The sequence below is a fragment of the Pseudomonas syringae group sp. 247E2 genome (genome assembly GCF_032587795.1).
Taxonomy (GTDB): domain Bacteria; phylum Pseudomonadota; class Gammaproteobacteria; order Pseudomonadales; family Pseudomonadaceae; genus Aquipseudomonas; species Aquipseudomonas amygdali.
Map to the genome: position 1 here is coordinate 121,373 of NZ_JAWHPK010000030.1, position 24,957 is coordinate 146,329.

Annotated in this window: 22 protein-coding genes; 18 read left to right on the forward strand and 4 right to left on the reverse strand. The window is 58.7% G+C overall.

Annotated features, from left to right (window positions below; all coding sequences use genetic code 11):
- The first annotated feature begins 547 nt into the window (after nucleotides 1–547).
- The 6 genes from fadB (at nucleotide 548) to RYC18_RS23790 (ending at nucleotide 7,901) form a co-directional block, all read left to right on the forward strand.
- Nucleotides 548–2,713 carry a fatty acid oxidation complex subunit alpha FadB gene (fadB, locus tag RYC18_RS23765; RefSeq protein WP_316886936.1) on the forward strand — a complete coding sequence of 722 codons (2,166 nt, stop codon included), beginning with the start codon at nucleotides 548–550 and terminating at the stop codon, nucleotides 2,711–2,713.
- 4 nt (nucleotides 2,714–2,717) lie between these two features.
- Nucleotides 2,718–3,893: an acetyl-CoA C-acyltransferase FadA gene (gene fadA, locus RYC18_RS23770; protein WP_005744459.1), complete on the forward strand. Its 1,176-nt coding sequence runs from the start codon at nucleotides 2,718–2,720 to the stop codon at nucleotides 3,891–3,893.
- A 105-nt stretch (nucleotides 3,894–3,998) separates the two neighbouring features.
- Entirely contained in the window at nucleotides 3,999–4,235 is a 237-nt protein-coding gene (locus tag RYC18_RS23775; RefSeq protein WP_005732650.1) for a DUF1653 domain-containing protein, read from the forward strand.
- A gap of 114 nt (nucleotides 4,236–4,349) precedes the next feature.
- Nucleotides 4,350–6,962: a type I DNA topoisomerase gene (gene topA / locus RYC18_RS23780; RefSeq protein ID WP_005744458.1), complete on the forward strand. Its 2,613-nt coding sequence runs from the start codon at nucleotides 4,350–4,352 to the stop codon at nucleotides 6,960–6,962.
- A gap of 122 nt (nucleotides 6,963–7,084) precedes the next feature.
- Complete coding sequence (locus tag RYC18_RS23785; RefSeq protein ID WP_316886937.1) at nucleotides 7,085–7,606, forward strand: DUF6586 family protein; 522 nt, start codon at nucleotides 7,085–7,087, stop codon at nucleotides 7,604–7,606.
- Between the two features lie 61 nt (nucleotides 7,607–7,667).
- The gene (locus tag RYC18_RS23790) at nucleotides 7,668–7,901 is read left to right on the forward strand and encodes a hypothetical protein (RefSeq protein ID WP_002554102.1); all 234 of its coding nucleotides are present in this window, start codon (nucleotides 7,668–7,670) and stop codon (nucleotides 7,899–7,901) included.
- 16 nt (nucleotides 7,902–7,917) lie between these two features.
- On the opposite strand, the gene sulA is transcribed toward RYC18_RS23790, so the two are convergent.
- Together sulA and lexA are read right to left on the reverse strand one after the other, a co-directional pair.
- Entirely contained in the window at nucleotides 7,918–8,388 is a 471-nt protein-coding gene (gene sulA / locus RYC18_RS23795; RefSeq protein WP_005780643.1) for an SOS-induced cell division inhibitor SulA, read from the reverse strand.
- 9 nt (nucleotides 8,389–8,397) lie between these two features.
- Complete coding sequence (lexA, locus tag RYC18_RS23800; RefSeq protein WP_002554100.1) at nucleotides 8,398–9,006, reverse strand: transcriptional repressor LexA; 609 nt, start codon at nucleotides 9,004–9,006, stop codon at nucleotides 8,398–8,400.
- Between the two features lie 258 nt (nucleotides 9,007–9,264).
- Here lexA and psrA point away from each other — a divergent pair, with 258 nt between their 5' ends.
- The 3 genes from psrA to RYC18_RS23815 all read left to right on the forward strand — a co-directional run bounded on the left by psrA (nucleotide 9,265) and on the right by RYC18_RS23815 (nucleotide 11,845).
- On the forward strand, nucleotides 9,265–9,981 hold the full coding sequence (gene psrA / locus RYC18_RS23805) for a transcriptional regulator PsrA (RefSeq protein WP_004665746.1): 717 nt from the start codon (nucleotides 9,265–9,267) through the stop codon (nucleotides 9,979–9,981).
- 115 nt (nucleotides 9,982–10,096) lie between these two features.
- The gene (gene nagZ / locus RYC18_RS23810; RefSeq protein WP_170947350.1) at nucleotides 10,097–11,095 is read left to right on the forward strand and encodes a beta-N-acetylhexosaminidase; all 999 of its coding nucleotides are present in this window, start codon (nucleotides 10,097–10,099) and stop codon (nucleotides 11,093–11,095) included.
- Nucleotides 11,096–11,104: 9 nt separating this feature from the next.
- On the forward strand, nucleotides 11,105–11,845 hold the full coding sequence (locus RYC18_RS23815; RefSeq protein WP_002554097.1) for an S-methyl-5'-thioinosine phosphorylase: 741 nt from the start codon (nucleotides 11,105–11,107) through the stop codon (nucleotides 11,843–11,845).
- 1 nt (nucleotide 11,846) lies between these two features.
- Here the strand turns inward: RYC18_RS23815 and RYC18_RS23820 are convergent, their stop codons facing one another.
- Nucleotides 11,847–12,386 (reverse strand): cytochrome b, encoded by a 540-nt coding sequence (locus tag RYC18_RS23820; protein ID WP_004656874.1) that lies wholly within the window; start codon nucleotides 12,384–12,386, stop codon nucleotides 11,847–11,849.
- A 216-nt stretch (nucleotides 12,387–12,602) separates the two neighbouring features.
- Between RYC18_RS23820 and RYC18_RS23825 the strand changes: the two genes are divergently transcribed.
- The 3 genes from RYC18_RS23825 to RYC18_RS23835 are packed head-to-tail and all read left to right on the forward strand — an operon-like array spanning nucleotide 12,603 to nucleotide 15,630.
- The gene (locus RYC18_RS23825) at nucleotides 12,603–13,388 is read left to right on the forward strand and encodes an endonuclease/exonuclease/phosphatase family protein (protein ID WP_002554095.1); all 786 of its coding nucleotides are present in this window, start codon (nucleotides 12,603–12,605) and stop codon (nucleotides 13,386–13,388) included.
- The gene (clsB, locus tag RYC18_RS23830; protein ID WP_002554094.1) at nucleotides 13,385–14,635 is read left to right on the forward strand and encodes a cardiolipin synthase ClsB; all 1,251 of its coding nucleotides are present in this window, start codon (nucleotides 13,385–13,387) and stop codon (nucleotides 14,633–14,635) included. The genes RYC18_RS23825 and clsB overlap by 4 nt, the downstream gene beginning before the upstream one ends.
- Nucleotides 14,632–15,630 carry a lysylphosphatidylglycerol synthase domain-containing protein gene (locus tag RYC18_RS23835; RefSeq protein WP_316886938.1) on the forward strand — a complete coding sequence of 333 codons (999 nt, stop codon included), beginning with the start codon at nucleotides 14,632–14,634 and terminating at the stop codon, nucleotides 15,628–15,630. The genes clsB and RYC18_RS23835 overlap by 4 nt, the downstream gene beginning before the upstream one ends.
- Nucleotides 15,631–15,649: 19 nt before the next feature.
- Here the strand turns inward: RYC18_RS23835 and RYC18_RS23840 are convergent, their stop codons facing one another.
- Complete coding sequence (locus RYC18_RS23840; RefSeq protein ID WP_002554092.1) at nucleotides 15,650–16,558, reverse strand: MurR/RpiR family transcriptional regulator; 909 nt, start codon at nucleotides 16,556–16,558, stop codon at nucleotides 15,650–15,652.
- A 292-nt stretch (nucleotides 16,559–16,850) separates the two neighbouring features.
- On the opposite strand from RYC18_RS23840, the gene RYC18_RS23845 reads away from it, so the two are divergent.
- The 6 genes from RYC18_RS23845 to iolD are packed head-to-tail and all read left to right on the forward strand — an operon-like array spanning nucleotide 16,851 to nucleotide 24,956.
- The gene (locus RYC18_RS23845; protein ID WP_005744452.1) at nucleotides 16,851–18,788 is read left to right on the forward strand and encodes a bifunctional 5-dehydro-2-deoxygluconokinase/5-dehydro-2-deoxyphosphogluconate aldolase; all 1,938 of its coding nucleotides are present in this window, start codon (nucleotides 16,851–16,853) and stop codon (nucleotides 18,786–18,788) included.
- A 46-nt stretch (nucleotides 18,789–18,834) separates the two neighbouring features.
- Nucleotides 18,835–19,740 carry a myo-inosose-2 dehydratase gene (gene iolE, locus RYC18_RS23850; protein WP_005754445.1) on the forward strand — a complete coding sequence of 302 codons (906 nt, stop codon included), beginning with the start codon at nucleotides 18,835–18,837 and terminating at the stop codon, nucleotides 19,738–19,740.
- A 13-nt stretch (nucleotides 19,741–19,753) separates the two neighbouring features.
- A complete protein-coding gene (gene iolB / locus RYC18_RS23855; protein ID WP_057404142.1) occupies nucleotides 19,754–20,563 on the forward strand; it encodes a 5-deoxy-glucuronate isomerase in 810 nt (269 codons plus the stop codon).
- 28 nt (nucleotides 20,564–20,591) lie between these two features.
- A complete protein-coding gene (locus RYC18_RS23860; protein ID WP_004665737.1) occupies nucleotides 20,592–22,094 on the forward strand; it encodes a CoA-acylating methylmalonate-semialdehyde dehydrogenase in 1,503 nt (500 codons plus the stop codon).
- Between the two features lie 35 nt (nucleotides 22,095–22,129).
- The gene (locus RYC18_RS23865) at nucleotides 22,130–22,960 is read left to right on the forward strand and encodes a TIM barrel protein (RefSeq protein WP_002554086.1); all 831 of its coding nucleotides are present in this window, start codon (nucleotides 22,130–22,132) and stop codon (nucleotides 22,958–22,960) included.
- 58 nt (nucleotides 22,961–23,018) lie between these two features.
- Nucleotides 23,019–24,956, forward strand: a complete 1,938-nt coding sequence (iolD, locus tag RYC18_RS23870; RefSeq protein ID WP_005780650.1) for a 3D-(3,5/4)-trihydroxycyclohexane-1,2-dione acylhydrolase (decyclizing) — start codon at nucleotides 23,019–23,021, stop codon at nucleotides 24,954–24,956.
- Nucleotide 24,957 lies beyond the last annotated feature (1 nt).

A 24,957-nucleotide genomic window follows, 5' to 3' on the forward strand; every position in this document is an offset into this window, starting at 1 on the left:
TCGCCGCCATGTCGGCCTTCGCTGTTGCGCACCCGCAAATCAGCTGCATTGCGAGCCTCTTGTGGCGCAGTGTTGCGACTCTAGCCCTTTTGCTCCATTTTGTCGCGATTCCTGCAAATATTTTTTGTATGTGCCCTCAGGCGGTGCGTCCGCGCCTGATTTTCCTGGCCTACAACTGTCTCGTGTCACGCTCTCTAGGTCAGGCTACAGCACCTGAGTTCGGCTACTATCACGCTGGCGAATGATGGCGGATCGCACACAGGCGTGGGCATTATGGAGTGCCTGCATATTCCCGCGAAAACGAATATTTTCGAGTGTTTAGTCGAATTGACAATCTCTCGGTTATGCCTGATGGTGTGCGTACCCAAATCAAACGGGCGTATGAAATGATCGTTTGGTCGTCAGAAGGCTCTGACAGAATCCTGGCTACCACGTCGCGGCGGGTAAACGTGTGATTTGGCGAGTTCATCGACGGCGACGTCGTAGCCCCGTCGGACATTAATGTCCGGCGGGTATTGTTCAGCTTCCATATTGTGGAGATCAGTTGATGATTTACGAAGGTAAAGCCATCACGGTTAAGGCTCTTGAAAGTGGCATCGTCGAATTGAATTTCGATCTCAAGGGTGAGTCCGTCAACAAGTTCAACCGCCTCACCCTCAATGAATTGCGTCAGGCAGTCGATGCAATCAAGGCCGATGCCTCGGTCAAGGGCGTGATCGTCAGCAGTGGCAAGGACGTGTTCATCGTCGGTGCCGACATCACCGAGTTCGTCGACAACTTCAAGTTGCCGGAAGCCGAACTGGTTGCGGGCAATCTGCAAGCCAACAGGATTTTCAGCGATTTCGAAGATCTGGGCGTCCCCACCGTTGTCGCTATTAACGGCATTGCGCTGGGCGGCGGTCTGGAAATGTGCCTGGCCGCAGACTATCGGGTCATCTCCAGCAGTGCTCGCATCGGTTTGCCCGAAGTCAAGCTGGGCCTATACCCTGGTTTCGGCGGTACCGTGCGTTTGCCGCGCATCATCGGTGCTGACAACGCAATCGAATGGATCGCGTCAGGCAAGGAAAGCTCCGCAGAGGATGCTCTGAAGGTTGGTGCCGTTGATGCGGTAGTTGCACCCGAGAAGCTTCAGGCCGCGGCCCTTGACCTGATTCAGCGCGCCATTTCCGGCGAGTTCGACTACAAGGCCAAGCGCCAGCCCAAGCTGGACAAGCTCAAGCTCAATGCCATCGAGCAAATGATGGCATTCGAAACCGCCAAAGGTTTTGTTGCAGGTCAGGCCGGACCGAACTATCCGGCACCGGTCGAGGCGATCAAGACCATCCAGAAAGCCGCCAATTTCGGTCGTGACAAGGCGCTGGAAGTCGAAGCCGCCGGTTTCGTGAAAATGGCCAAGACATCTGCTGCGCAGAGCCTTATCGGCCTGTTTCTGAACGATCAGGAACTGAAAAAGAAAGCCAAGGGCTACGACGCAGTCGCCAAGGATGTGAAACAGGCCGCCGTACTGGGCGCCGGGATCATGGGTGGCGGCATTGCCTATCAGTCGGCAGTCAAGGGCACGCCGATCCTGATGAAGGATATCCGCGAAGAAGCCATTCAACTGGGTCTGAACGAAGCCTCCAAACTGCTTGGTGGTCGCCTGGAAAAAGGCCGTCTGACTGCGGCGAAGATGGCCGAAGCGCTTAACGCGATTCGTCCTACGCTTTCCTACGGCGATTTCGGCAACGTCGACCTGGTGGTCGAAGCGGTTGTCGAAAACCCGAAGGTCAAGCAGGCGGTACTGGCGGAAGTCGAAGCCAACGTGGGTGAGCACACCATTCTGGCGTCCAACACTTCGACCATCTCGATCAGCTTGCTGGCCAAGGCCCTCAAGCGTCCGGAAAACTTCGTCGGCATGCACTTCTTCAACCCGGTGCACATGATGCCGCTGGTGGAAGTGATCCGTGGCGAGAAGTCCAGCGAAGAAGCGGTTGCCACGACCGTTGCCTACGCCAGGAAAATGGGCAAGAACCCGATTGTGGTCAACGACTGCCCGGGCTTTCTGGTCAACCGCGTACTGTTTCCGTACTTCGGCGGTTTTGCCAGGCTGGTCAGCGCAGGCGTGGATTTCGTGCGCATCGACAAGGTCATGGAGAAATTCGGCTGGCCGATGGGGCCTGCCTACCTGATGGACGTTGTCGGTATCGACACCGGCCACCATGGCCGTGATGTCATGGCCGAAGGTTTCCCTGACCGGATGAAGGATGATCGCCGCTCTGTGGTTGACGCGCTGTATGAAGCCAAACGTCTGGGACAGAAGAACGGCAAGGGCTTCTACGCCTACGAGACCGACAAGAAGGGCAAGCCCAAGAAGGTCAATGACCCGGCTGTGCTGGATGTGCTCAAGCCGATCGTCTACGAACAGCGTGAAGTGAGCGATGAAGACATCATCAACTGGATGATGATCCCGTTGTGCCTGGAAACGGTTCGCTGCCTGGAAGACGGCATCGTCGAAACCGCTGCCGAAGCCGACATGGGCCTGATCTATGGTATTGGTTTCCCTCCATTCCGTGGCGGTGCGCTGCGCTACATCGACTCCATCGGTGTTGCCGAATTCGTTGCCCTGGCTGACCAATACGCCGAGCTGGGTGCCCTGTATCAACCGACCGCGAAGCTGCGTGAAATGGCCAGTAAAGGCCAGAGCTTCTTCGGTCAAGCGTCTTCCGAGGAATGAACGAATGAGCCTTAATCCAAGAGACGTCGTGATTGTCGACTTCGGTCGTACCCCGATGGGTCGCTCCAAGGGCGGCATGCACCGCAACACCCGCGCTGAAGACATGTCCGCGCATTTGATCAGCAAATTGCTCGAGCGCAACAACAAGGTTGATCCGGCTGAAGTCGAGGACGTGATCTGGGGCTGTGTCAACCAGACCCTGGAGCAGGGCTGGAACATCGCGCGCATGGCGTCATTGCTGACCCAGATCCCGCACACTTCGGCTGCGCAGACAGTAAGCCGTCTGTGTGGTTCGTCCATGAGCGCGCTGCACACCGCTGCGCAGGCGATCATGACCAACAACGGTGACGTGTTCGTCATCGGTGGTGTGGAGCACATGGGCCACGTCAGCATGATGCATGGCGTTGATCCGAACCCGCACATGTCCCTGCACGCTGCCAAAGCCTCCGGAATGATGGGCCTGACCGCTGAAATGCTCGGCAAAATGCATGGCATCACCCGCGAGCAGCAGGATGCCTTCGGCCTGCGTTCCCACCAGTTGGCCCACAAGGCGACGCTGGAAGGCAAGTTCAAGGATGAGATCATCCCGATGCAGGGGTATGACGAGAACGGCTTCCTCAAGGTCTTTGACTACGATGAGACCATTCGTCCGGACACCACCCTGGAAAGTCTCGCCTCGCTCAAGCCGGCGTTCAATCCAAAAGGTGGCACCGTGACTGCCGGTACGTCCTCGCAGATCACTGACGGTGCGTCGTGCATGATTGTCATGTCGGCGCAACGCGCCCAGGACCTCGGTATCCAGCCTCTGGCGGTGATTCGCTCGATGGCCGTGGCCGGTGTCGACCCAGCGATCATGGGCTATGGTCCGGTTCCGGCAACTCAGAAAGCGCTCAAGCGTGCAGGCCTGACGATCGCCGATATCGACTTCATCGAGCTCAACGAAGCCTTCGCTGCACAGGCCTTGCCGGTGTTGAAAGATTTGAAAGTGCTCGACAAGATGAACGAGAAGGTTAACCTGCACGGCGGCGCCATCGCTCTGGGTCATCCGTTTGGGTGTTCCGGCGCGCGCATCTCCGGCACCTTGCTCAATGTCATGAAGCAAAATGGCGGCACCTTCGGTGTGTCTACCATGTGTATTGGTCTGGGGCAGGGCATCGCGACCGTTTTCGAACGCGTCTGATTCCTGTGTGTGATGCGAGCCGGGGCTTGGTGCCCCGGCTTTTGTTTTTTGAAAAAAAGGTTTCTTCAGCCAAATTTTTTGAACGTGTTACAAGAGGACCGCAGCATGCAACTGCAACCAGGGCTCTATCGCCATTACAAAGGCCCGCAGTACCGGGTTTTCAGTGTTGCCAGGCATTCCGAAACCGAAGAGGAAGTCGTGTTCTATCAGGCTCTGTACGGCGATTTCGGGATGTGGGTGCGTCCCTTGAGCATGTTTCTGGAGTCGGTCGAGGTTGACGGCGAGCACGTCCCGCGCTTTGCTCTGGTTGAGGCTGAACCCAGCCTGTTTTCACCAATGTGAGAAGGAATTGCACAACAGGCTGTGCTTGACCTCACCTTGTAGCCACTATATATAGCGTGGCCTTTACAAGCTCCTCACTGTCTTTCATCTAGTTATTCAGGAATTTTCTGATCCATGGGCAAATCGCTGGTCATCGTGGAATCCCCGGCTAAGGCCAAGACCATCAACAAGTATTTGGGCAACCAGTACGTGGTGAAGTCGAGTATCGGCCATATCCGAGACCTGCCCACCAGCGGTTCGGCTAGTGCCGCCAAAGACCCTGCCGCCAAGCGTGGCAAGGCTGCTGCGGGCGAGGGCCCGGTACTGACGCCTAAAGAAAAGGCGCAGCGCCAGCTGGTCTCGCGCATGGGAGTCGATCCGGAACATGGCTGGAAGGCCAAGTACGAGATCCTTCCTGGCAAGGAAAAGGTCATTGAAGAGCTGCGCAAGCTCGCCAAGGATGCCGACACCATCTATCTCGCGACGGACTTGGACCGCGAAGGGGAAGCCATTGCCTGGCACCTGCGCGAAGCCATCGGCGGGGATGACAGCCGCTACAAGCGCGTGGTGTTCAACGAGATCACCAAGAAAGCCATTCAGGAAGCGTTTTCCAAGCCAGGCGAGCTGGACATTGCCCGGGTCAACGCTCAGCAAGCGCGTCGTTTCCTTGACCGCGTCGTAGGCTACATGGTCTCGCCGCTGCTCTGGCAGAAAGTGGCCCGTGGTTTGTCTGCCGGTCGTGTGCAGTCGGTTGCGGTGAAGCTGGTGGTGGAGCGTGAGCGTGAAATTCGCGCGTTCAACCCTGAAGAATACTGGGAAATCCACGCCGATCTGGGCACCGCCAAAGGCGCCAATGTGCGGTTCGAAGTGGCGCGTGAAAACGGCGAAGCGTTCAAGCCGCTGAACGAAACCCAGGCCATGGCGGCCCTTGAAAAGCTCAAGGCGTCCAGCTACAGCATCGTCAAGCGTGAAGACAAGCCGACCAGCAGCAAGCCATCGGCGCCGTTCATCACCTCGACCCTGCAGCAGGCGGCGAGCAATCGCCTGGGCTTCGGCGTCAAGAAGACCATGATGATGGCACAGCGCTTGTATGAGGCTGGCTACATCACTTATATGCGTACCGACTCGACCAATTTATCGGCCGACGCGGTAAGCATGGCGCGTGACTACATTGAAACCGAGTTCGGCAAGAAGTACCTGCCGGAATCGCCTAACGTCTACAGCAGTAAGGAAGGCGCGCAAGAGGCTCACGAAGCGATTCGACCTTCCGACGTCAACACCCACCCGAGCAAGCTTGCCGGGATGGAGCGTGACGCCGAGCGCCTTTACGAGTTGATCTGGCGTCAGTTCGTGGCTTGCCAGATGCTGCCTGCACAATACCTGTCGACCACCGTCACGGTCGCCGCAAGCGACTTCGAGCTGCGCGCCAAGGGCCGCATCCTCAAGTTCGACGGCTATACCCGTGCGTTGCCACAGATGGCCAAGCCGGGCGATGACGACGTTCTGCCGGACATGGCGCAGGGCGAAGCGCTGAAGCTGAACAAGCTCGACCCCAGCCAGCACTTCACCAAGCCGCCAGCGCGTTATTCCGAAGCCAGTCTGGTCAAGGAAATGGAAAAGCGCGGTATCGGTCGCCCGTCGACCTACGCCGCGATCATTTCGACCATTCAGGACCGTGGCTACGTGGCGCTGCACAATCGCCGCTTCTACTCGGAAAAAATGGGCGACATCGTCACCGGACGTCTGTCCGAAAGCTTTTCCAACCTGATGGACTATGGCTTTACCGCCGGGATGGAAGAAAACCTCGACGACGTGGCTCAGGGTGAGCGCGACTGGAAAAACGTCCTGGACGAGTTCTACGGTGATTTCCGTAAAAAGCTCGACGTGGCCGAGGCCGCTGATGGCGGCATGCGTGCCAACCAGCCGGTGATGACCGATATCCCGTGCAAGGTATGCGGCCGCCCGATGCAGATTCGCACCGCCTCGACTGGTGTGTTTCTGGGTTGCTCCGGCTACAGCCTGCCGCCCAAGGAACGCTGCAAGGCGACTGTCAATCTGACCCCCGGCGACGAAATTGCCGACGATGACGAGGGCGAGTCCGAGTCGCGGGTTCTGCGCGGCAAACATCGCTGCCCGATCTGTAGCACGGCGATGGACGCGTATCTGCTCGACGAAAAGCACAAACTGCACATTTGCGGCAACAACCCCGATTGCACAGGTTACGAGATCGAGGAAGGTACTTACCGGATCAAAGGCTACGAAGGCCCGAGTCTGGAATGCGACAAGTGCGGCAGCGAAATGCAGCTCAAGACCGGTCGTTTCGGCAAGTTCTTCGGCTGTACCAATCCGGAGTGCAAGAACACCCGCAAGCTGCTGAAAAGCGGCGACGCAGCACCACCGAAGATGGACCCGGTGAAGATGCCGGAGCTCAAGTGCGACAAGGTCGACGACACCTACATTCTGCGTGACGGCGCTTCGGGCCTGTTCCTGGCTGCCAGCCAGTTCCCGAAAAACCGTGAAACCCGTGCCCCGCTGGTTATCGAGATCGCGCCGCACAAGGACGAAATCGATCCCAAGTACCACTTCCTTTGCGAAGCGCCGAAGAAGGATCCGGACGGTCGTCCAGCAGTGATCCGTTACAGTCGCAAGACCAAAGAGCAGTATGTCCAGACCGAAGTAGAGGGCAAGCCTACGGGCTGGCGTGCGTTCTACGACGGCAGCGCCTGGAAGGTTGAAGACAAGCGTTGATCGCAAGCGCCCGACGCAAACGTGTCGGGCGCTGTTTTCGACAGGCACGGCCTGCGGTGCCAGACTGATCCGGCGCCACAGGCTATGCTGTTCTCTATCCCATTGTTATGGAGAGTCTCGCCATGGCTCATGAGCTCTATACCCGTACCAACCAGAAGATCTATTTCGCAGGGCTTGCGCTCGAAGCGTTGGGTAAGGCGGAGAAGGGGCAGGCGGTGAACGCGCCTGCATTGTTGCAGGCCGAGCGTGAGTCCGCCCTGTTTCATCTGTATGGCGCGCTGCTCGGCTTGTGCCACGAGATCGCGGGGTTCTACCGACTGCCGCAGGCCGGCTCGCGTCGTGCGGAGGACTTGTTGACTCAGGAAGTGCTGAACGCCATAGCAATTCCCGAAATGGCCGAGTTGGTTGAGCTTGCCCAGAACCGCCAGACATGGCTGGCTCAGTTGCTGACGGCCTATAACGCGTTGTATGAGCCGCCGCGTGCACCGAAAAAGCTCAAGGGTGACGTCACACAGCCGATGATACAGGCTGTGAACCTGAACGCTGAGCCGGAGTCTGAACTGACACGTGAAGAGCTCGAAAACTGGCGTCAGCAACTCAAAAGGTTGGCCATCCGTTTTCGTGAAGGCCTGAGCGAGTGCTGAAAACCAATGAAGTGCAGGCTGGCAGGCTGTTACAATGCCCGCCTCTTGCGGAGTAACTGTAATGCCTACCTCTTTCCTGGAAATTGTCGAACTGCCTGACGGACGTATTGAACTGCGTCGTGCCGATGACGAGGGTTCTCTGGTGACGCTTGATTTCTCTGCGGATGCCAAAGCGTTCATGCAAGGTCAGCATGTTGAAGTCGCCAAGGCCATGTTGAGTGTGGGCGTACAGATGGCTGGCCGTCTGGCTGAGGGCGAAGTCGAGAAGGATGACGTGCCCCACGTCCTGCACTGATCGACGACCGGGCTTTTTAGCCCAGCCGGATGTTCAGGCTCTGTGCTTCCCCGATTTTTGCAGCACTGATCAATTGCTGACGCGCTGCGGCGCCAAGTGGATTGATCCAGCTCACAACCGTATGGCTACGGCCAAGTCTGAGTGCTTCGCGAGTCAGCTCCAGTACACTTTGTGTGCCGCGCGGCTGCAGTAGCAGAATCCGTTCCCTGTTGAGTCCTGCATCGCGCAACCAGGTCTGGGTCAGGCTTGAGGGTGGCGCAATCAGCGTCAGCCAGCGTGCGTCGATTTCTTCGCTCAGTTCCCGAAGGATAGGGGCCAGAAGGTTCAGGCAGTTCCCGGCGGCGCCGCGCAAAGACAGTTCACTGAAGAGTTCTGGCTCGTTGCCCCAGGGTGTTTCGACGGCATCGGCAAGCAGCGGGGCGATGGGCTGAGCCAGAAACGCCTCGAACAGTGGCAATTGTGAATGCGGTGCTTGATGGAACTGCATAACGCCTCCTTAGCGGCGAATGACGCCTACGCTCAAACCTTCGATCACCAGCTCCTGATCCTTGAGATCGACCTCGATAGGGGCAAAATCAGGGTTTTCAGCCAGCAGCCAGACTTTGCTGCCTTCACGCTTGAAACGCTTGACGGTGACTTCGTCGCCGATCCGGGCAACTACGATCTGGCCGTTACGTGCTTCGCGAGTGGTGTGCACCGCCAACAGGTCGCCATCCAGAATCCCGACGTCCTTCATACTCATGCCGTGAACGCGCAGCAGGTAGTTGGCGCTGGGGTGGAAAAAGGAAGGGTTGATGTTGCAGGACTCTTCGATATGTTGCTGAGCCAGAATCGGCGCGCCAGCTGCTACGCGACCAATGACCGGCAGGCTGCTTTCATCCGGCCGTGCTTCAAAGCCGGGAATGCGGATGCCGCGTGAGGCACCAGGGGTCATTTCGATGGCGCCTTTGCGAGCCAATGCCTTAAGGTGTTCTTCCGCTGCGTTGGGCGATTTGAAACCCAGCTCCTGGGCGATTTCCGCACGTGTAGGTGGAAAGCCGTTGTCTTCCAGGCAGCGTTTGATGAAGCCCAGGATTTCAGCCTGGCGTGGCGTCAGTTTGATCATGATGGGCGCTCTGGCTTTTTATACAGTGACTGGGATTATATACAGTGAACGCGCGTTGGCAATCATCCTTTTTACTTTCGCCGCCAGGCGGTGCGGTGGGGGGTTGCGAAGCCTTGCGTCAAAAAGCGCTGCATAAGCTGTCTATTGTCATTTAACATCCAGTTTCGTGACTGTTCAGCCACAAAATGAACGGGTCCGCTTGACAAACGGGGCGCCTGATACGTATGTTTCAAACGTTCGTTTGTTAGGCAGAGAGCCATGGCCCAGTCGGAAACCGTTGAACGCATTCTTGATGCTGCCGAGCAGTTGTTCGCAGAAAAGGGGTTTGCTGAAACCTCCTTGCGTCTCATCACCAGCAAGGCTTCGGTCAATCTGGCTGCTGTGAACTACCACTTCGGTTCGAAAAAGGCGCTGATTCAGGCGGTGTTCTCACGTTTTCTCGGCCCGTTCTGCATCAGTCTCGATCGCGAGCTGGAGCGTCGCCAGGCAAAACCCGAACACAAGCCGAGCCTGGAAGAACTGCTGGAGATACTCGTCGAGCAGGCGCTTGTCGTGCAACCGCGAAGCGGTAACGACCTGTCGATCTTCATGCGTCTTTTAGGGCTTGCCTTCAGTCAGAGTCAGGGACACCTGCGCCGTTATCTTGAAGACATGTACGGTAAGGTGTTCCGTCGTTACATGACACTGGTCAACGAAGCCGCCCCCCGTATTCCACCTATCGAGCTGTTCTGGCGCGTGCACTTCATGCTCGGTGCCGCTGCATTCAGCATGTCCGGCATCAAGGCCTTGCGTGCGATTGCCGAAACCGATTTTGGCGTCAATACCTCCATCGAGCAGGTCATGCGCTTGATGGTGCCGTTTCTGGCCGCAGGCATGCGTGCCGACACCGGCGTCAGTGACCCGACCATGATCGCCGCTCAACTCAGGCCGCGTAGCAAGAGCAGCACCGGCACGCCTGCGGTAGCCAAGGCCTGACGATCCAAGCCTTAATGTACCGGCGCATCGCATTGCGTCAGGCTTCAGGATCAAGCACCATGCCCGGATTGCAAATGGGCACTGGTGTGTAAGGGTTTTTTCTATGAGTTCTGGCCTGCAAGGCTCCCTGATGGTCGATGTCGCCGGCACCTGGCTGACCAGCGAAGACCGTCAGTTTCTGCGTCAGCCCGAAGTGGGCGGTTTGATTATCTTTGCCCGAAACATCGAGCATCCCCGTCAGGTTCGTGAACTGAGTGCGGCAATTCGCGCCGTTCGCCCGGACTTGCTGCTGGCAGTGGATCAGGAAGGCGGCAGGGTCCAGCGCCTGCGGCAGGGGTTCGTGCGTCTACCGCCGATGCGCGCTATTGCCGACAAGCCAGATGCTGTGCTGCTGGCCGAGCATTGCGGCTGGCTGATGGCCACCGAAGTATTGGCTGTCGGCCTGGACCTGAGTTTTGCTCCGGTGCTGGACCTGGACTACCAGCGCAGCGCGGTCGTCGGGACGCGTTCGTTTGAGGGCGACCCGGAGCGTGCGGCGCTGCTGGCAGGGGCGTTTATTCGTGGCATGAACGCGGCTGGCATGGCTGCGACCGGCAAGCATTTCCCTGGCCACGGCTGGGCCGAAGCCGACTCTCACGTGGCTATCCCGAATGACGAGCGCAGTCTGGAACAGATTCGCGCCAGCGATCTGGTGCCGTTCGCACGCCTGAGCCGACAGCTCGCTGCAGTGATGCCTGCTCATGTCATTTACCCGAAAGTCGATTCGCAGCCTGCCGGTTTCTCCAAGCGCTGGCTGCAAGACATCCTGCGCGACGAACTGAAATTTGACGGTGTTATTTTCAGCGATGATCTGTCGATGGCCGGTGCCCATGTGGTCGGTGATGCCGCCAGCCGTATCGAGGCTGCGCTGACGGCGGGTTGCGACATGGGGCTGGTATGTAATGACCGCGCTGCGGCAGAGCTGGCCCTCGGTGCGGCCCAGCGCCTGAAAGTCAGGCCTTCGCCGCGCATCGCGCGTATGCGCGGTCAGGCATCAGCCAGTACTGATTATCGGCAACACCCGCGCTGGCAGGCCGCGCTTCAGGCCCTGCGCGCTGCTCAACTGATCGATTAAGGATTTGCGATGACTGTTTACGCGATTATTGGTGGGACTGGCCTGACCCAACTGGAAGGCCTGAACATTCGGCAGTCCTTGCCGATGAACACGCCTTATGGCGCACCTTCCGGCGAAATCCAGATCGGCGATTATGCCGGTCGCGAAGTGATGTTTTTGGCGCGGCATGGTCATCCGCACCGTTTGCCACCGCATCAGGTCAACTACCGGGCCAACATCTGGGCCTTGAAGCAGGCTGGTGCCGAAGCGATTCTGGCGGTCAATGCGGTAGGTGGCATACATCCAGCGATGGGCACCGGGCACTTTTGCGTGCCGCATGATCTGGTCGACTACACCAGCGGTCGCCAGCACACGTTCTTTGCCGATGATCTGGAAGAGGTCACGCACATCGACTTCAGCTATCCCTACAGCGAAGCGTTACGGGCGCGTCTGGTTGCAGCACTGGCCGCTGAAGGGTGCGAGTTCTCTGATCGGGGTGTCTATGCATGTACTCAGGGGCCGCGCCTGGAGACGGTCGCCGAAATCATCCGCCTTGAGCGTGATGGCTGCGACATCGTCGGCATGACTGGTATGCCCGAGGCCGCTCTGGCCCGTGAGCTGGAGCTGGAATACGCCTGCCTGGCGCTGGTGGTCAATCCGGCAGCGGGCAAGTCGACCACTGTCATAACCATGGCAGAAATCGAACAGGCCCTGCGCGATGGTATGGGCAAGGTAAAAGCCACGCTCGCCCGGGTTCTGTCAGCCTCCTGACTTACAGCATGCGCTTGAGGGTATTGTCCTTGCGCACAAGGTGATGCCAGAGCGCGGCGACTACGTGCAGGGCGATGACGTAATAGAAGATCGAGCCCAGCAACTTGTGCACATCTTCGAACGTTTCGGCCCTGCGATCCGAGGTCGGCAGGGGCCAGGGTATCTGCAGGTCGGTGAGGGGAATGGGTAACGCGCCTTTTTCCACCATCACCGTCAGCAGACCCAATAAAGGCTGAGCGAACAGGAACGCATACAGCGCGTAATGCGTAAGTGTCGCGGCTAAGCGCAACGCGCCTTCAAGCGGCGGCGTTATGCCGGGCGGACGATGCCGTCGACGTTCGGCGACGCGGAAAAACGCCATGGCCAGAATCACAATCCCCACCCAGAAATGGCTCTGCACGACCAGTGTGCGGTATTCAGAACCCTTGCCAAACTGACTGCGGCTCAGAATCAGGGTATACGCCAGCACAATCAGTATGGCCATGACCCAGTGCAGCCATCTGGCTCGTGCGGTGTAGCGTTGAGAAGTCGGTGCATCCACGGTTGGATTCCTTGTCGCTTTTTTACAGGTCCGGTAAGCAGTTTAGGCAGTTGCCGGGATCCTGCGTTTCATTTGTACGCGTTTTTTTCAGCGTCAGATCAGTGCCATTGAATATGCCCGACTGAATATGGCAAATACGCAGCACAGGCGACACGGGACGGAACCTGTGCCGATGGGTGGCTTCATATGACGTGAATATTCACCCGGGAGCGAGTCTTGACCAGTGCCAATCCGCCTGTCGGCCCAGCAACGCCAGTGTCCGCCAGTGTTTCATTGAATGTACTGACCATGAACATGCACATGGGCTTTGGCATTTTCAATCGCCGCTTCATTTTGCCGGAGTTGCGTGAGGCTGTGCGTACTGTATCGGCCGATATCGTGTTTCTTCAGGAAGTGCACGGCGAGCACCAGAGCCATGCGCGCAGCGTCAAGGACTGGCCGACGATTTCCCAGTACGAGTTCCTCGCCGACAGCATGTGGAACGACTTTGCCTATGGTCGTAATGCGGTGTACCCGGATGGCGATCACGGTAACGCGCTGCTGTCCAAGTACCCGATCATCCAGCACGAGAACCTCGACATTTCCATTCATGGCACCGAGCAGCGCGGTTTGCTGCACTGCATCCTGGAGGTGCCATACGCCGGTCGGGTGCATGCGGTGTGTGTTCACTTGGGCTTGCGTGAAAGCCATCGACGTCAGCAGCTCAACCTGCTCGCCGAGCTGATGGAGCGTCTTCCCGAGGGTGAGCCGGTGATCGTTGCCGGTGATTTCAATGACTGGCGTCAGCGCGCCGATGCTTTGCTGGAGGGCACCGGGTTGCACGAGGTTTTTGTCGAGCGCTTCGGCGCGCCGGCCAAAAGCTTTCCGGCCCGCTGGCCGTTGCTCCGGCTGGACCGGATTTATGTCCGCAACGCGACTTCCCACAGGCCGAAAGTATTGTCCAGCCGCCCGTGGTCTCATCTTTCCGATCATGCACCGCTGGCGGTGGAGTTGACCTTATGAGTAATACGACAGGGCAGTGGTGTGATGGCAACTCGGTAGAGCTGCTGATCAACGGTGAAGACTTCTACGCCCGGGTGTTCGAGTGCATACGGGCCGCGCGCAAAGAGGTGTTGATCGAGACTTTCATCATCTTTGAAGACCGGATTGGCGAGGGCTTGCAACAGGCGTTGCTCCAAGCTGCGGCCAACGGCGCGAAAGTGGTTGTCACGGTAGATGACTACGGGACCTCGGACCTGAGTTCGGTGTTTGTCAAAACCATGATCGATGCCGGTATTCAGATTCAGCTGTTCGACCCGCGTCCGCGATTCATGGGTATGCGCACCAACCTGTTCCGCCGTCTGCACCGCAAGGTGGTCGTCATTGATGGCGAACTGGGCTTTATCGGCGGCATCAACTACAGCGTCGATCACATGACTGACACGGGGGTGACGGCCAAACAGGACTATGCCGTTCTGGTCCGTGGCCCGATTGTTGGCGATATTCACCATAGCGCGTTGAACATGCTCAGCAAGGTCGTTCGTGACAAATTGCCGCCCATTGCACTGAAGCTGGACCGCGCCGGTGACGCCAGTATGCTGCTCGCCGAGCGCGACAATGACGAGCACAGTACCGATATCGAAGAGCAGTACCTTGAGGCGATTCGCGCTGCGAAGCAACGGATCACCCTGGCCAACGCGTATTTTTATCCCAGCTACCGCTTTCTGCGTGAGCTGCGCAATGCATCACGGCGGGGCGTCAAGGTCACCCTGATTTTGCAAGGTCAGCCCGACATGCCGTTCGTGCGGGTCTGCTCGCGGCTGACCTACACCTACCTGCTGCGCGACGGCGTGGTCATTCACGAGTACAAGCAACGTGCATTGCACGGTAAGGTCGCGCTGATCGATCAGGACTGGTCCACCGTGGGCTCCAGCAATCTCGACCCGCTGAGCTTGGCGCTGAACCTGGAAGCCAATCTGTTCATCCGTGATCGCGGACTCAATGAGCATCTGCAAAACCATCTGATGGAGCTTGCCGCTGCGCACAGTAAGCAGATGAGCCTCAAGGGCGCGGCGCGCGGCCAGTGGTGGCGTGCGCCGATGATCGTTTTAAGCTTCTTTTTCCTGCGGCGTTTTCCGGCCATTGCCGGCCTGTTCCCGGTTCACGGTGTGCGCCTCAAGCCGTTACGGGCCGGTGACGTGGTGCCGGAAGCGAAAGTCATCGAACAGCAACAGAACAACCACGAGATGGACCAGGAGAAAACTTCATGACTCAGGCCGCAAATGCAGCGCCGCGAAGTGCGCAGGGAGCCAAATGGAAATGGGCAAAGCGGATATTCAATCTGTTTTTCTTCATTGCTGTCCCGGTCCTGTTGTTTCTGCTGGTCAAGAACCTTGACTGGCAAGAGGTCAAGCAGGCGCTGTCGTCCTACAAGGCCAGCACTCTGACCATTGCCGCTGTTGTGGCCTTTGCCAGTTACGCAACCTATTGCGGTTTTGACATACTGGCGCGGTATTACACCCGCCACACATTGTCGATCAAGCAGATCGTGCCTGTGACCTTTGTCTGCTACGCATTCAACCTCAATCTCAGTTCATGGGTTGGCGGCATCGCCTTGCGTTACCGGTTGTATTCCCGGTTGGGGCTGGACGTGTCGACCATCACCCGGATTCTGAGCCTCAGCCTGATTACCAACTGGCTGGGCTACATGCTGCTGGCCGGTTTCGTGTTTTCGATGCGTTTTCTGGAGTTGCCAGAGGAATGGTCGATCGGCACCACGACCCTGCAATTGATCGGTTTCGGACTGTTGGCCGTGTGTTTTGCCTACCTGTTGGCCTGCCGGTTTTCCAAAAAGCGCTCATGGACCGTTCGTGATCAGGAATTCAATCTACCGTCGATGAAGCAGGCCTTGATGCAGGCCAGCCTGGGGGCTCTGAACTGGTCGCTGATGGCTGCGGTGATTTACACGCTGCTGCCCGACAAGGCGTTTTACCCGGCGATTCTCGGTGTGTTGCTGATCAGCAGCATCGCGGGTGTCATTACTCACATTCCAGCCGGGCTGGGCGTGCTTGAGACTGTATTCATTACCTTGCTGGCTCACCAGTTCTCCAAGGGCAGTCTGCTGGCAGCTCTGATCGGCTACCGCGCCATTTACTTCTTGCTGCCGCTGTTGATTGCATTGGTGGTGTATCTGGTGCTGGAAAAACGCGCGAAGAAAATGGGCCAGAAGAACCAGCAGCGAATGGGGCAGGAAGCGAAGACCTGAGGGCCGGGAATCTCAGCCCTCAATCATCAAACCCGACCTGCTCGTGGATCTCGTCGACTTTCAGCTCCAGCCGATACGCCACTGCAATGAACAGTGCCTGGCACAGGCACAGGGTGGCGCTCAGCGAGCGGAAGGCGAACGAGCTGCCTTCATTGACCAGCAACACCGAGTTAGCACGCTTGGCCAGCGGCGACAGATTGCTGTCGGTGATGATCAGCGTCTTGGCCTGATGATGCTGGGCGATGCGCAGGCAATGCTGGGTTTCCTTGCCGTAGGGCGTGAAGCTGATGGCAATCACCAGATCGTTGGCACGCACGCTGCGCATCTGCTCTCGATAGCTGCCCCCCAGGCCCGATATCAAGTGAATACGCTTGTTGGTGTGTTGCAGGTTGTAGACCAGATAATCCGCCACGGCAAATGAGCGGCGCACACCCACCACGTAGATATTGTCGGCGTTGACCACCAGATCTACAGCCTTTTCGAACTCATCGTCGTCCAGCTCTGCACTCAAACGCTCCAGCCCGGAGAGCGTTGCGCTCACGCATTCGCGTGCCAGATCACCCGAGTGGGCCTTCTGAGACTTATTGGCGATCATGCTGCGGATTCGTTGCTGGTAGTTCTGCACCGGCGTGGTCTTGTGCGTGTAAGCCTCGCGAAACAACGCCTGCATCTCACTGAAGCCGCTAAACCCGAAACGCTGGGAAAAGCGCACGATGGCCGAGGGGTGGACTTCGCACTCGCGGGCAATGTCACTGATCCGGTCAACCATGATCCGGTCGCTCTGCTGGCTCATATAGCTGGCGATGCGCTTGAGCTGACGCGGTAAACCGTCGTACTCATCAGTGATCAGCCTTAGCAGGCCTTCGGCATTGGTCGGCGGCATGTCGACGCTCGTCTCGGGCAGAGTGGGCTGATCGGCGCGGGTCATATTCAAATCCTTTCTACTTGTTCTTTCAGGGCAATTTCTTACAGAGCAACATCTTTCAAGGTAACGCAGTTGTGTGCCCGACGATGGAGGCTGCCTTGGGCCGGGACGACTATAGCTTACCCGTCTGTGCATTGTGCCAGCACTTGAATAGCGGTATGGAAAAAATATTCCACTAAAAATAATTATAGAATAAATATTGATTGATGAGGCTCGACGTTTTACGCTGCATTCACAAAGCAGCGTGTACACATGATGCAGGCGCTGCAGGCTGATAAAAATAACAGGAGCCACCATGGGCCAGACACGCTTTGCCACTGGGCGTCAGTTGGATCTGATCTGCCTCGGACGCCTGGGCGTCGATCTTTATGCGCAACAAGTAGGTGCGCGGCTGGAAGACGTTTCCAGTTTCGCCAAATACCTGGGCGGCTCATCGGCCAATATCGCATTCGGTACTGCCAGGCTGGGGCTCAGGTCGGCCATGCTGAGCAGGGTAGGTGATGACCATATGGGTCGCTTCCTGGTCGAGTCGCTGGCCCGCGAAGGCTGTGATGTCAGCGCTATCAAGCGCGATCCCGAGCGCCTGACCGCCATGGTGCTGCTGGGGCTGAAAGACCGTGAAACGTTCCCCCTGGTGTTCTACCGCGAAAATTGCGCCGACATGGCTTTGCGCGCCGAGGACATCGACGAACAGCAGATCGCGTCGAGCAAGGCGCTGCTGATCACCGGCACGCATTTTTCTACCGATCAAGTGTTCAAGGCCAGCAGCCAGGCGCTCGACTACGCCGAAAAGCACGACGTCAAACGCGTGCTGGATATTGATTATCGCCCGGTGCTTTGGGGCCTGGCGGCCAAGGCTGATGGCGAGACACGTTTTGTTGCCGATCAGAAGGTCAGTCAGCATGTGCAGCGCATCCTGCCGCGTTTTGACCTGATTGTCGGTACTGAAGAAGAATTTCAGATTGCCGGCGGCTCTACCGATTTGCTCACTGCCCTGCGTACCGTGCGCGAACTGACGGCCGCGACGCTTGTGGTCAAGCTCGGCCCGCAAGGTTGCACAGTGATTCACGGTGCGATTCCTGCGCGGCTTGAAGACGGCGCAATCTACCCCGGCGTGCGGGTTGAAGTGCTCAACGTGCTGGGCGCTGGCGATGCGTTCATGTCCGGTTTTCTCAGCGGCTGGCTCAAGGATGCCAGCGACGAGCGCTGCTGCCAGCTGGCCAATGCCTGTGGCGGGCTGGTGGTATCGCGCCATGCCTGCGCGCCTGCGATGCCGACGCCTGCCGAACTGGATTACCTGTTCAGCAGCCCGCACCCCATTACCCGGCCTGATCAGGATGTTGTCCTGCAACGGCTGCATCAGGTCAGCGTGCCACGCAAGCAGTGGCGGCAGTTGTTCATCTTCGCCTTCGATCATCGCGGCCAACTGGTCGAGCTGGCCCAACAGGCCGGGCGCGACCTGAGCAGCATCAGCCAGCTCAAGCAACTGTTCGTGCAGGCGGTTGAGCGGGTCGAAGCCGGCCTGCGCCAGCGTGGCATCGAAGCCGATGTCGGGCTGCTCGCCGATCAGCGCTTCGGTCAGGATTCACTTAACGCTGCGACCGGTCGCGGTTGGTGGGTGGCGCGTCCGGTGGAAGTGCAGGGTTCAAGACCCCTGGCGTTCGAGCATGGCCGCTCCATCGGCAGCAATCTGCTCGCCTGGCCGCAAGAGCAGATCATCAAGTGCCTGGTGCAATATCACCCCGATGACGAGCCCATGCTGCGTCTGGAACAGGAAGCGCAGATCAAGGCGCTCTACGACGCGTCAAAAGTCAGTGGTCACGAACTGCTGCTGGAAATCATTCCACCCAAGGATCACCCCTCGTCTCATCCTGACGTGATGGTCCGGTCGCTGAAGCGTTTGTACAACCTGGGCATCTACCCGGCGTGGTGGAAGATCGAGGCGCAGAGCGCGCAGGTCTGGCAGCAGCTGGACGAATTGATCCAGCAGCGCGATCCGTATTGCCGTGGCGTGGTACTGCTCGGGCTCAATGCGCCTGTCGAAGACCTCGCTGCCGGTTTTGCCGAAGCACGACACAGCCGCGTCTGCCAGGGTTTTGCCGTCGGCCGGACCATATTTCGCGAGCCAAGCCGGGCCTGGATGGCCGGGGAAATAGACGATGCGGCGCTGGTCAGTCGGGTGCAGAGCACCTTCAACTGGTTGATCGAGTCCTGGCGCGAAAGCCGCGCCTGACTCTTTCTTGATCTGACGTCGCGATAACAACAAAAAAGGTGCAGCCATGCCCGTTTCCATTTCCACACCCAGGATCCGCATCGGCATCAACCCGATCTCCTGGAGCAACGATGACTTGCCGGCCCTCGGCGGAGAGACGCCTCTGAGCACAGCCTTGAGCGAGGGCAAAGCCATTGGTTACGAGGGCTTTGAGCTCAACGGCAAATTTCCGAAAGATGCCAAGGGTGTCGGCGATGTGCTGCGGCCCTATGATCTGGCGCTGGTTTCCGGCTGGTATTCAAGCCGTCTGGCGCAGCGCTCGGTGGCCGAAGAAATCGAAGCCATTACCCCGCATGTGCAATTGCTCGCCGAGAATGGCGCTTCGGTACTGGTGTACGGTGAAGTGGCTGACTCGATTCAGGGGCAGCGCATTCCGTTGGTTGAACGACCGCGTTTTCACACCGATGCAGCCTGGCTTGAATATGCCGAAAAACTCACCGAACTGGCGCGTTTCACCCTGTCCCGAGGGGTACGCCTGGCGTATCACCACCACATGGGCGCTTACGTCGAGTCGCCACAGGATATTGATCGGCTAATGACACTGACCGGCAAGGAAGTCGGACTGCTGTTCGATTCGGGGCATTGTTACATGGGCGGCGGCGAGCCTTTGCAGGTGCTGAGCAAGCACATCGAGCGTGTCTGCCATGTGCACTTCAAGGATGTGCGCAAACCTGTGGTGCAACTGGCGCGCAACAATCTCTGGAGCTTTCCGGACTGCATCATCAATGGCACGTTCACGGTGCCAGGCGACGGCGATATCGACTTTTCTGCGCTGCTCAAGGTGTTGTTGCAAGCCAGCTACAGCGGCTGGCTGGTGGTCGAGGCCGAACAGGACCCAGCGGTAGCGCCGAGTTATGTGTATGCCAAAAAGGGCTATGACACCTTGCGCCAACTGCTGGCCGATGCGCAATAAGGAGGATTGAACCATGAATCTGCTGACCAAGAGCAAACCCCAGGGCCGTGACATCGTGGCGCTGGCGCCCGGCTCGCTCGAGTACGTGAACTTTGCCGCCTACCGACTGGAGGGCGGTGAGCGCCTGCCTCTCGCTGCAGAAGAAAACGAACTGTGCGTGGTCTTGCTGGCCGGGCACGCCAGCGTGAATGGCGAAGCACCGGGGCAGGGCGCTTTCAGTTGGGAAAATATCGGCGACCGGCAATCGGTGTTCGAGGAAAAATCGCCGTTTGCGGTCTACCTGCCACCGCATAGTCAGGCAGAGTTCGTTGCGCGTGGTCCGCTGCATCTGGCCGTATGCACGGCACCGGGCGATGCGGGCAAACAGCTTGCGGCGCGGCTGATCATGCCGGGCAGCATGAAACGCAGCGTACGCGGCAAAGGGGCAAACACCCGTTACGTGTGCGACATCCTGCCGGACAGTGAACCGGCGCATTCGCTGCTGGTGGTCGAGGTACGGACTCCTTCGGGACATTCGTCCAGCTACCCGCCGCACAAGCACGACCTGGACAATCTGCCCCACGAGAGCTTTCTCGAAGAGACCTACTACCACCAGGTCAACCCGCCGCAGGGTTTCGTTTTCCAGCGGGTTTACACCGACGACCGCAGTATCGATCAGGCCATGGCTGTGGAAAACAATGATCTGGTGACAGTGCCCAAAGGCTATCACCCGGTGTCTGTGCCCTACGGTTACGAATCGTATTACCTGAACGTGATGGCCGGTCCGACACGCGCCTGGCAGTTCCACAACGACCCGCAGCACAGCTGGCTGCTGGATCTTTGATTTCCCCTTTTTACTCTGGAGGCATGAGATGAACGAGTCACCGGTAATCGGCCATTACATCAACGGACACCTGAATGACGGCGATGGTGAGCGTTACAGCGATGTCTTCAACCCGGCAATCGGCACTGTTCAAGCGCGCGTTGCGCTGGCCAGCGTGAAAACCGTGGATGAAGCGGTCGCTTCGGCCAAGGCTGCTTTTCCCGGCTGGGCCGATCAGTCCTCGCTGCGCCGGGCGCGGGTCATGTTCAAGTTCAAGGAATTGCTGGACCGGCACCACGACGAGCTGGCGCAGATCATTTGCCGCGAGCACGGCAAGGTGCTGTCCGATGCGCGTGGTGAAGTGGTGCGCGGTATCGAGATTGTCGAATTTGCCTGCGGTGCGCCCAGCCTGCTGAAAAGTGATTTCAGCGACAACATTGGCGGTGGTATCGATAACTGGAACCTGCGTCAGCCACTGGGCGTCTGCGCCGGGGTCACGCCGTTCAACTTTCCGGTCATGGTGCCACTGTGGATGATCCCTATGGCATTGGTGACCGGCAACTGCTTCATCCTCAAACCTTCCGAGCGCGATCCGTCGGCCAGCCTGCTGATGGCGCGCCTGCTCAAGGAGGCCGGTCTGCCTGATGGCGTATTCAACGTGGTGCAGGGCGACAAGGTCGCGGTCGATGCCTTGCTGCAGCACCCTGACATCGAGGCCATTTCGTTCGTCGGTTCGACGCCGATTGCCGAGTACATCCACCAGCAGGGCACGGCCCACGGCAAGCGCGTGCAGGCGCTGGGCGGGGCCAAGAATCACATGATCGTGATGCCCGATGCGGACCTGGATCAAGCCGCCGATGCCTTGATCGGGGCGGCGTATGGTTCGGCGGGTGAGCGCTGCATGGCGATTTCCATTGCAGTGGTGGTAGGCGATGTCGGCCAGCAACTGATCGACAAGCTGCTGCCGCGCATCGATCAGCTCAAGGTCGGCAATGGCATGCAGGCTGATTCGGACATGGGGCCGTTGGTCACTGCCGTGCACAAAGCCAAGGTAGAGGGCTTCATCGATCAGGGCGTCAAAGAGGGGGCGAAGCTGATTGTCGATGGTCGCCACTTCAAGGTGCCGGGTGCCGAGCAGGGCTTTTTCGTCGGGGCGACGCTGTTCGACCACGTCACGCCGCAGATGCAGATCTACAAGGAAGAAATCTTCGGCCCGGTGCTGGGCATCGTCCACGTCGCGGATTTCGCCAGTGCCGTCGAGCTGATCAACGCACACGAATTCGGCAACGGTGTGTCGTGCTTTACCAGCGATGGTGGTGTGGCCCGTGCGTTTGCGCGGACCATCAAGGTCGGCATGGTCGGTATCAACGTGCCGATCCCGGTGCCCATGGCCTGGCATTCGTTTGGCGGCTGGAAACGTTCACTGTTTGGCGATCACCACGCGTATGGCGAAGAAGGCCTGCGCTTTTACAGTCGCTACAAGAGTGTCATGCAACGCTGGCCGGACAGCATCGCCAAAGGCCCCGAGTTCAGTATGCCGACTGCCAAATAGCCTTCATCAATGGAATGTTGCGGAGAACAAGAACAATGAACCAACCTTTGCGTTTCGCCCTTAATCGAATGGTCGCGCCGCGCCTGTCTCTGGAAGGTTTCGTCGATCTGGCGGTGAAGCTGGGTGCCGATGCCATCGAGATTCGCAACGACCTCAAGGGTATCGAGATCGAGGACGGCACTGCACCCCAGGTCGTTCGTGACCTTTGCGCTGCCCGAGGGGTAAAAGTGCTGTCCATCAACGCCCTGTACCCATTCGATGTCTGGAATGAAGAGCGCGCAGCCCAGGCGACGAAGCTTGCGCAGTACGCTCGCGACTGCGGTGCGCGCGGTCTGGTGCTATGTCCGCTCAATGACCGTGCAGATCCGCGTAACGGCGCGCAGCGCGCTTCGGGGTTGCGCACCGCGTTGACTGCGTTGGCACCGATTCTTCGTGAGCACGGCATTCTCGGCTTCGTCGAACCGCTGGGCTTCGAGGAGTGCTCGTTGCGCCTCAAACGTCAGGCGGTGGACGCAATCAGGGCGGTGGGTGGGCTGGACGTTTATCGGCTGGTTCATGACACCTTTCACCACCACCTGGCCGGTGAGGTCGAGCTGTTTCCAGAGTTGACCGGGCTGGTGCATATCTCCGGTGTCGAGGATGCGCAGGCACCGCTCAACAGCATTCGCGATGGCCATCGCGTGCTGGTCGGCGAAGCTGACATTCTGGGTAATGCATCGCAGATCGAGCGTTTGCTGGACAGCGGCTATGAGGGCCATCTGTCGTTCGAACCATTCGCCGAAAGCGTCCATGCGCTGGCCGACATCCCTCAGGCGATAGCGGCGAGCATGACGCACTTGTCACGAGCCGTTTCGCAGCGTCACTGACGTCAGCCGTCAGGCCGCCTCAAACCCTGGCCACCTCAAACAACAACAAGGTGCGAACATGAGTACAACCCGACTGACCATGGCCCAGGCCCTGGTGAAGTTTCTCGATAATCAGTACGTCGAAGTCGACGGCGTGCAGAGCAAATTCGTCGCTGGCATCTTCACCATTTTCGGGCATGGCAACGTGCTGGGTCTTGGGCAGGCGCTGGAACAGGACAGCGGCGACCTGGTGGTTCATCAAGGCCGTAACGAGCAGGGCATGTGCCACGCCGCCATCGGTTTTGCCAAGCAGCACCTGCGGCGCAAGATCTACGCGTGCAGCTCTTCGGTCGGGCCAGGCGCGGCGAACATGATCACCGCCGCCGCAACCGCCTCGGCCAACCGCATTCCGTTGTTGCTGTTGCCGGGGGACGTCTACGCCAGCCGCCAGCCTGACCCGGTGCTGCAACAGATCGAGCAGTTTCACGACCTGAGCATCAGCACCAACGATGCGTTCAAGGCGGTGAGCAAATACTGGGACCGTATCAACCGCCCCGAGCAGTTGATGAGCGCGGCGCTCAATGCCATGCGCGTACTGACCGATCCGGCTGATACCGGTGCCGTCACGCTGTCGCTGCCTCAGGATGTGCAGGCCGAGGCCTACGATTATCCGGACAGCTTCCTGCAAAGACGTGTGCACCGTATCGACCGCCGCCCGCCCAGCAAGGCCATGCTTGACGACGCATTGAAGCTGCTGGCCGGCACGCGCAAACCGCTGCTGATCTGCGGTGGTGGCGTGCGTTATTCCGGCGCAGCCGATGCCTTGCAAGCCTTTGCCGAGCGCTTCGATATCCCGTTCGCCGAAACCCAGGCAGGCAAGAGTGCCATCGTTTCGGCGCACCCGCTGAACATGGGCGGCATCGGCGAAACCGGCACGGTGGCGGCCAATCGGTTGGCGAAAGAGGCGGACCTGATCATCGGCGTCGGCACCCGCTATAGCGATTTCACCACCGCGTCGAAATGGCTGTTCCAGAACCCGGATGTGCAGTTTCTCAACCTCAATGTCGGTGCCTTCGATGTGCAGAAGCTGGATGGCGTGCAGGTCCTGGCCGATGCGCAGGTGGCATTGCAGGCACTGACCGAAAGCCTGCAAGCCAGCGGTTACCGTGCTGCCTGGGGCGATGCGCCGCGGACAGCCCGTGCGCAGCTGGATGCCGAGGTTGATCGCCTGTATGCGGTCGAGTACCAGAGCGAGGATTTCGTCCCGGAAATCAACGATCACCTGGACCCGGCCGTGCTGCGCGAGTTCATCGAGCTGACCGGCTCGTGTCTGACCCAGAGCGGCGTACTGGGCATCCTCAACCAGAGCGTACCTGACGACGCAGTGATCGTCGCGGCGGCGGGCAGTTTGCCGGGTGATCTGCAGCGTGCCTGGCGCAGTACCGGGGTCGACACCTATCACGTCGAATATGGCTATTCATGCATGGGCTATGAGGTCAATGCGGCACTGGGCGTCAAGCTCGCTGCGCCGCACCGCGAGGTCTTCGCGCTGGTCGGTGATGGCTCTTACATGATGCTCCATTCAGAGCTGGCGACCTCGATTCAGGAGCGGCGCAAGATCAACGTGGTGTTGCTGGACAACATGACCTTCGGCTGCATCAACAACCTGCAGATGGAGCACGGCATGGACAGTTTCGGCACCGAGTTCCGCTTTCGCAATCCCGACACAGGCAAGCTCGACGGCGACTTTGTACCGGTGGATTTCGCCATGAGCGCTGCCGCCTATGGCTGCAAGACCTATAAGGTCAGCACCGCCGAACAACTGCGTCAGGCGCTCGTCGATGCGCAACGTCAGACGGTCTCGACGCTGATCGACATCAAGGTCCTGCCCAAGACCATGATCCACAAATACCTGTCGTGGTGGCGTGTCGGCGTTGCCGAAGTATCAACGACCGGCACCACGGCCCAGGTTTACGAAAAACTCAACCGCGAACTGGCCAAGGCTCGACAGTACTGAT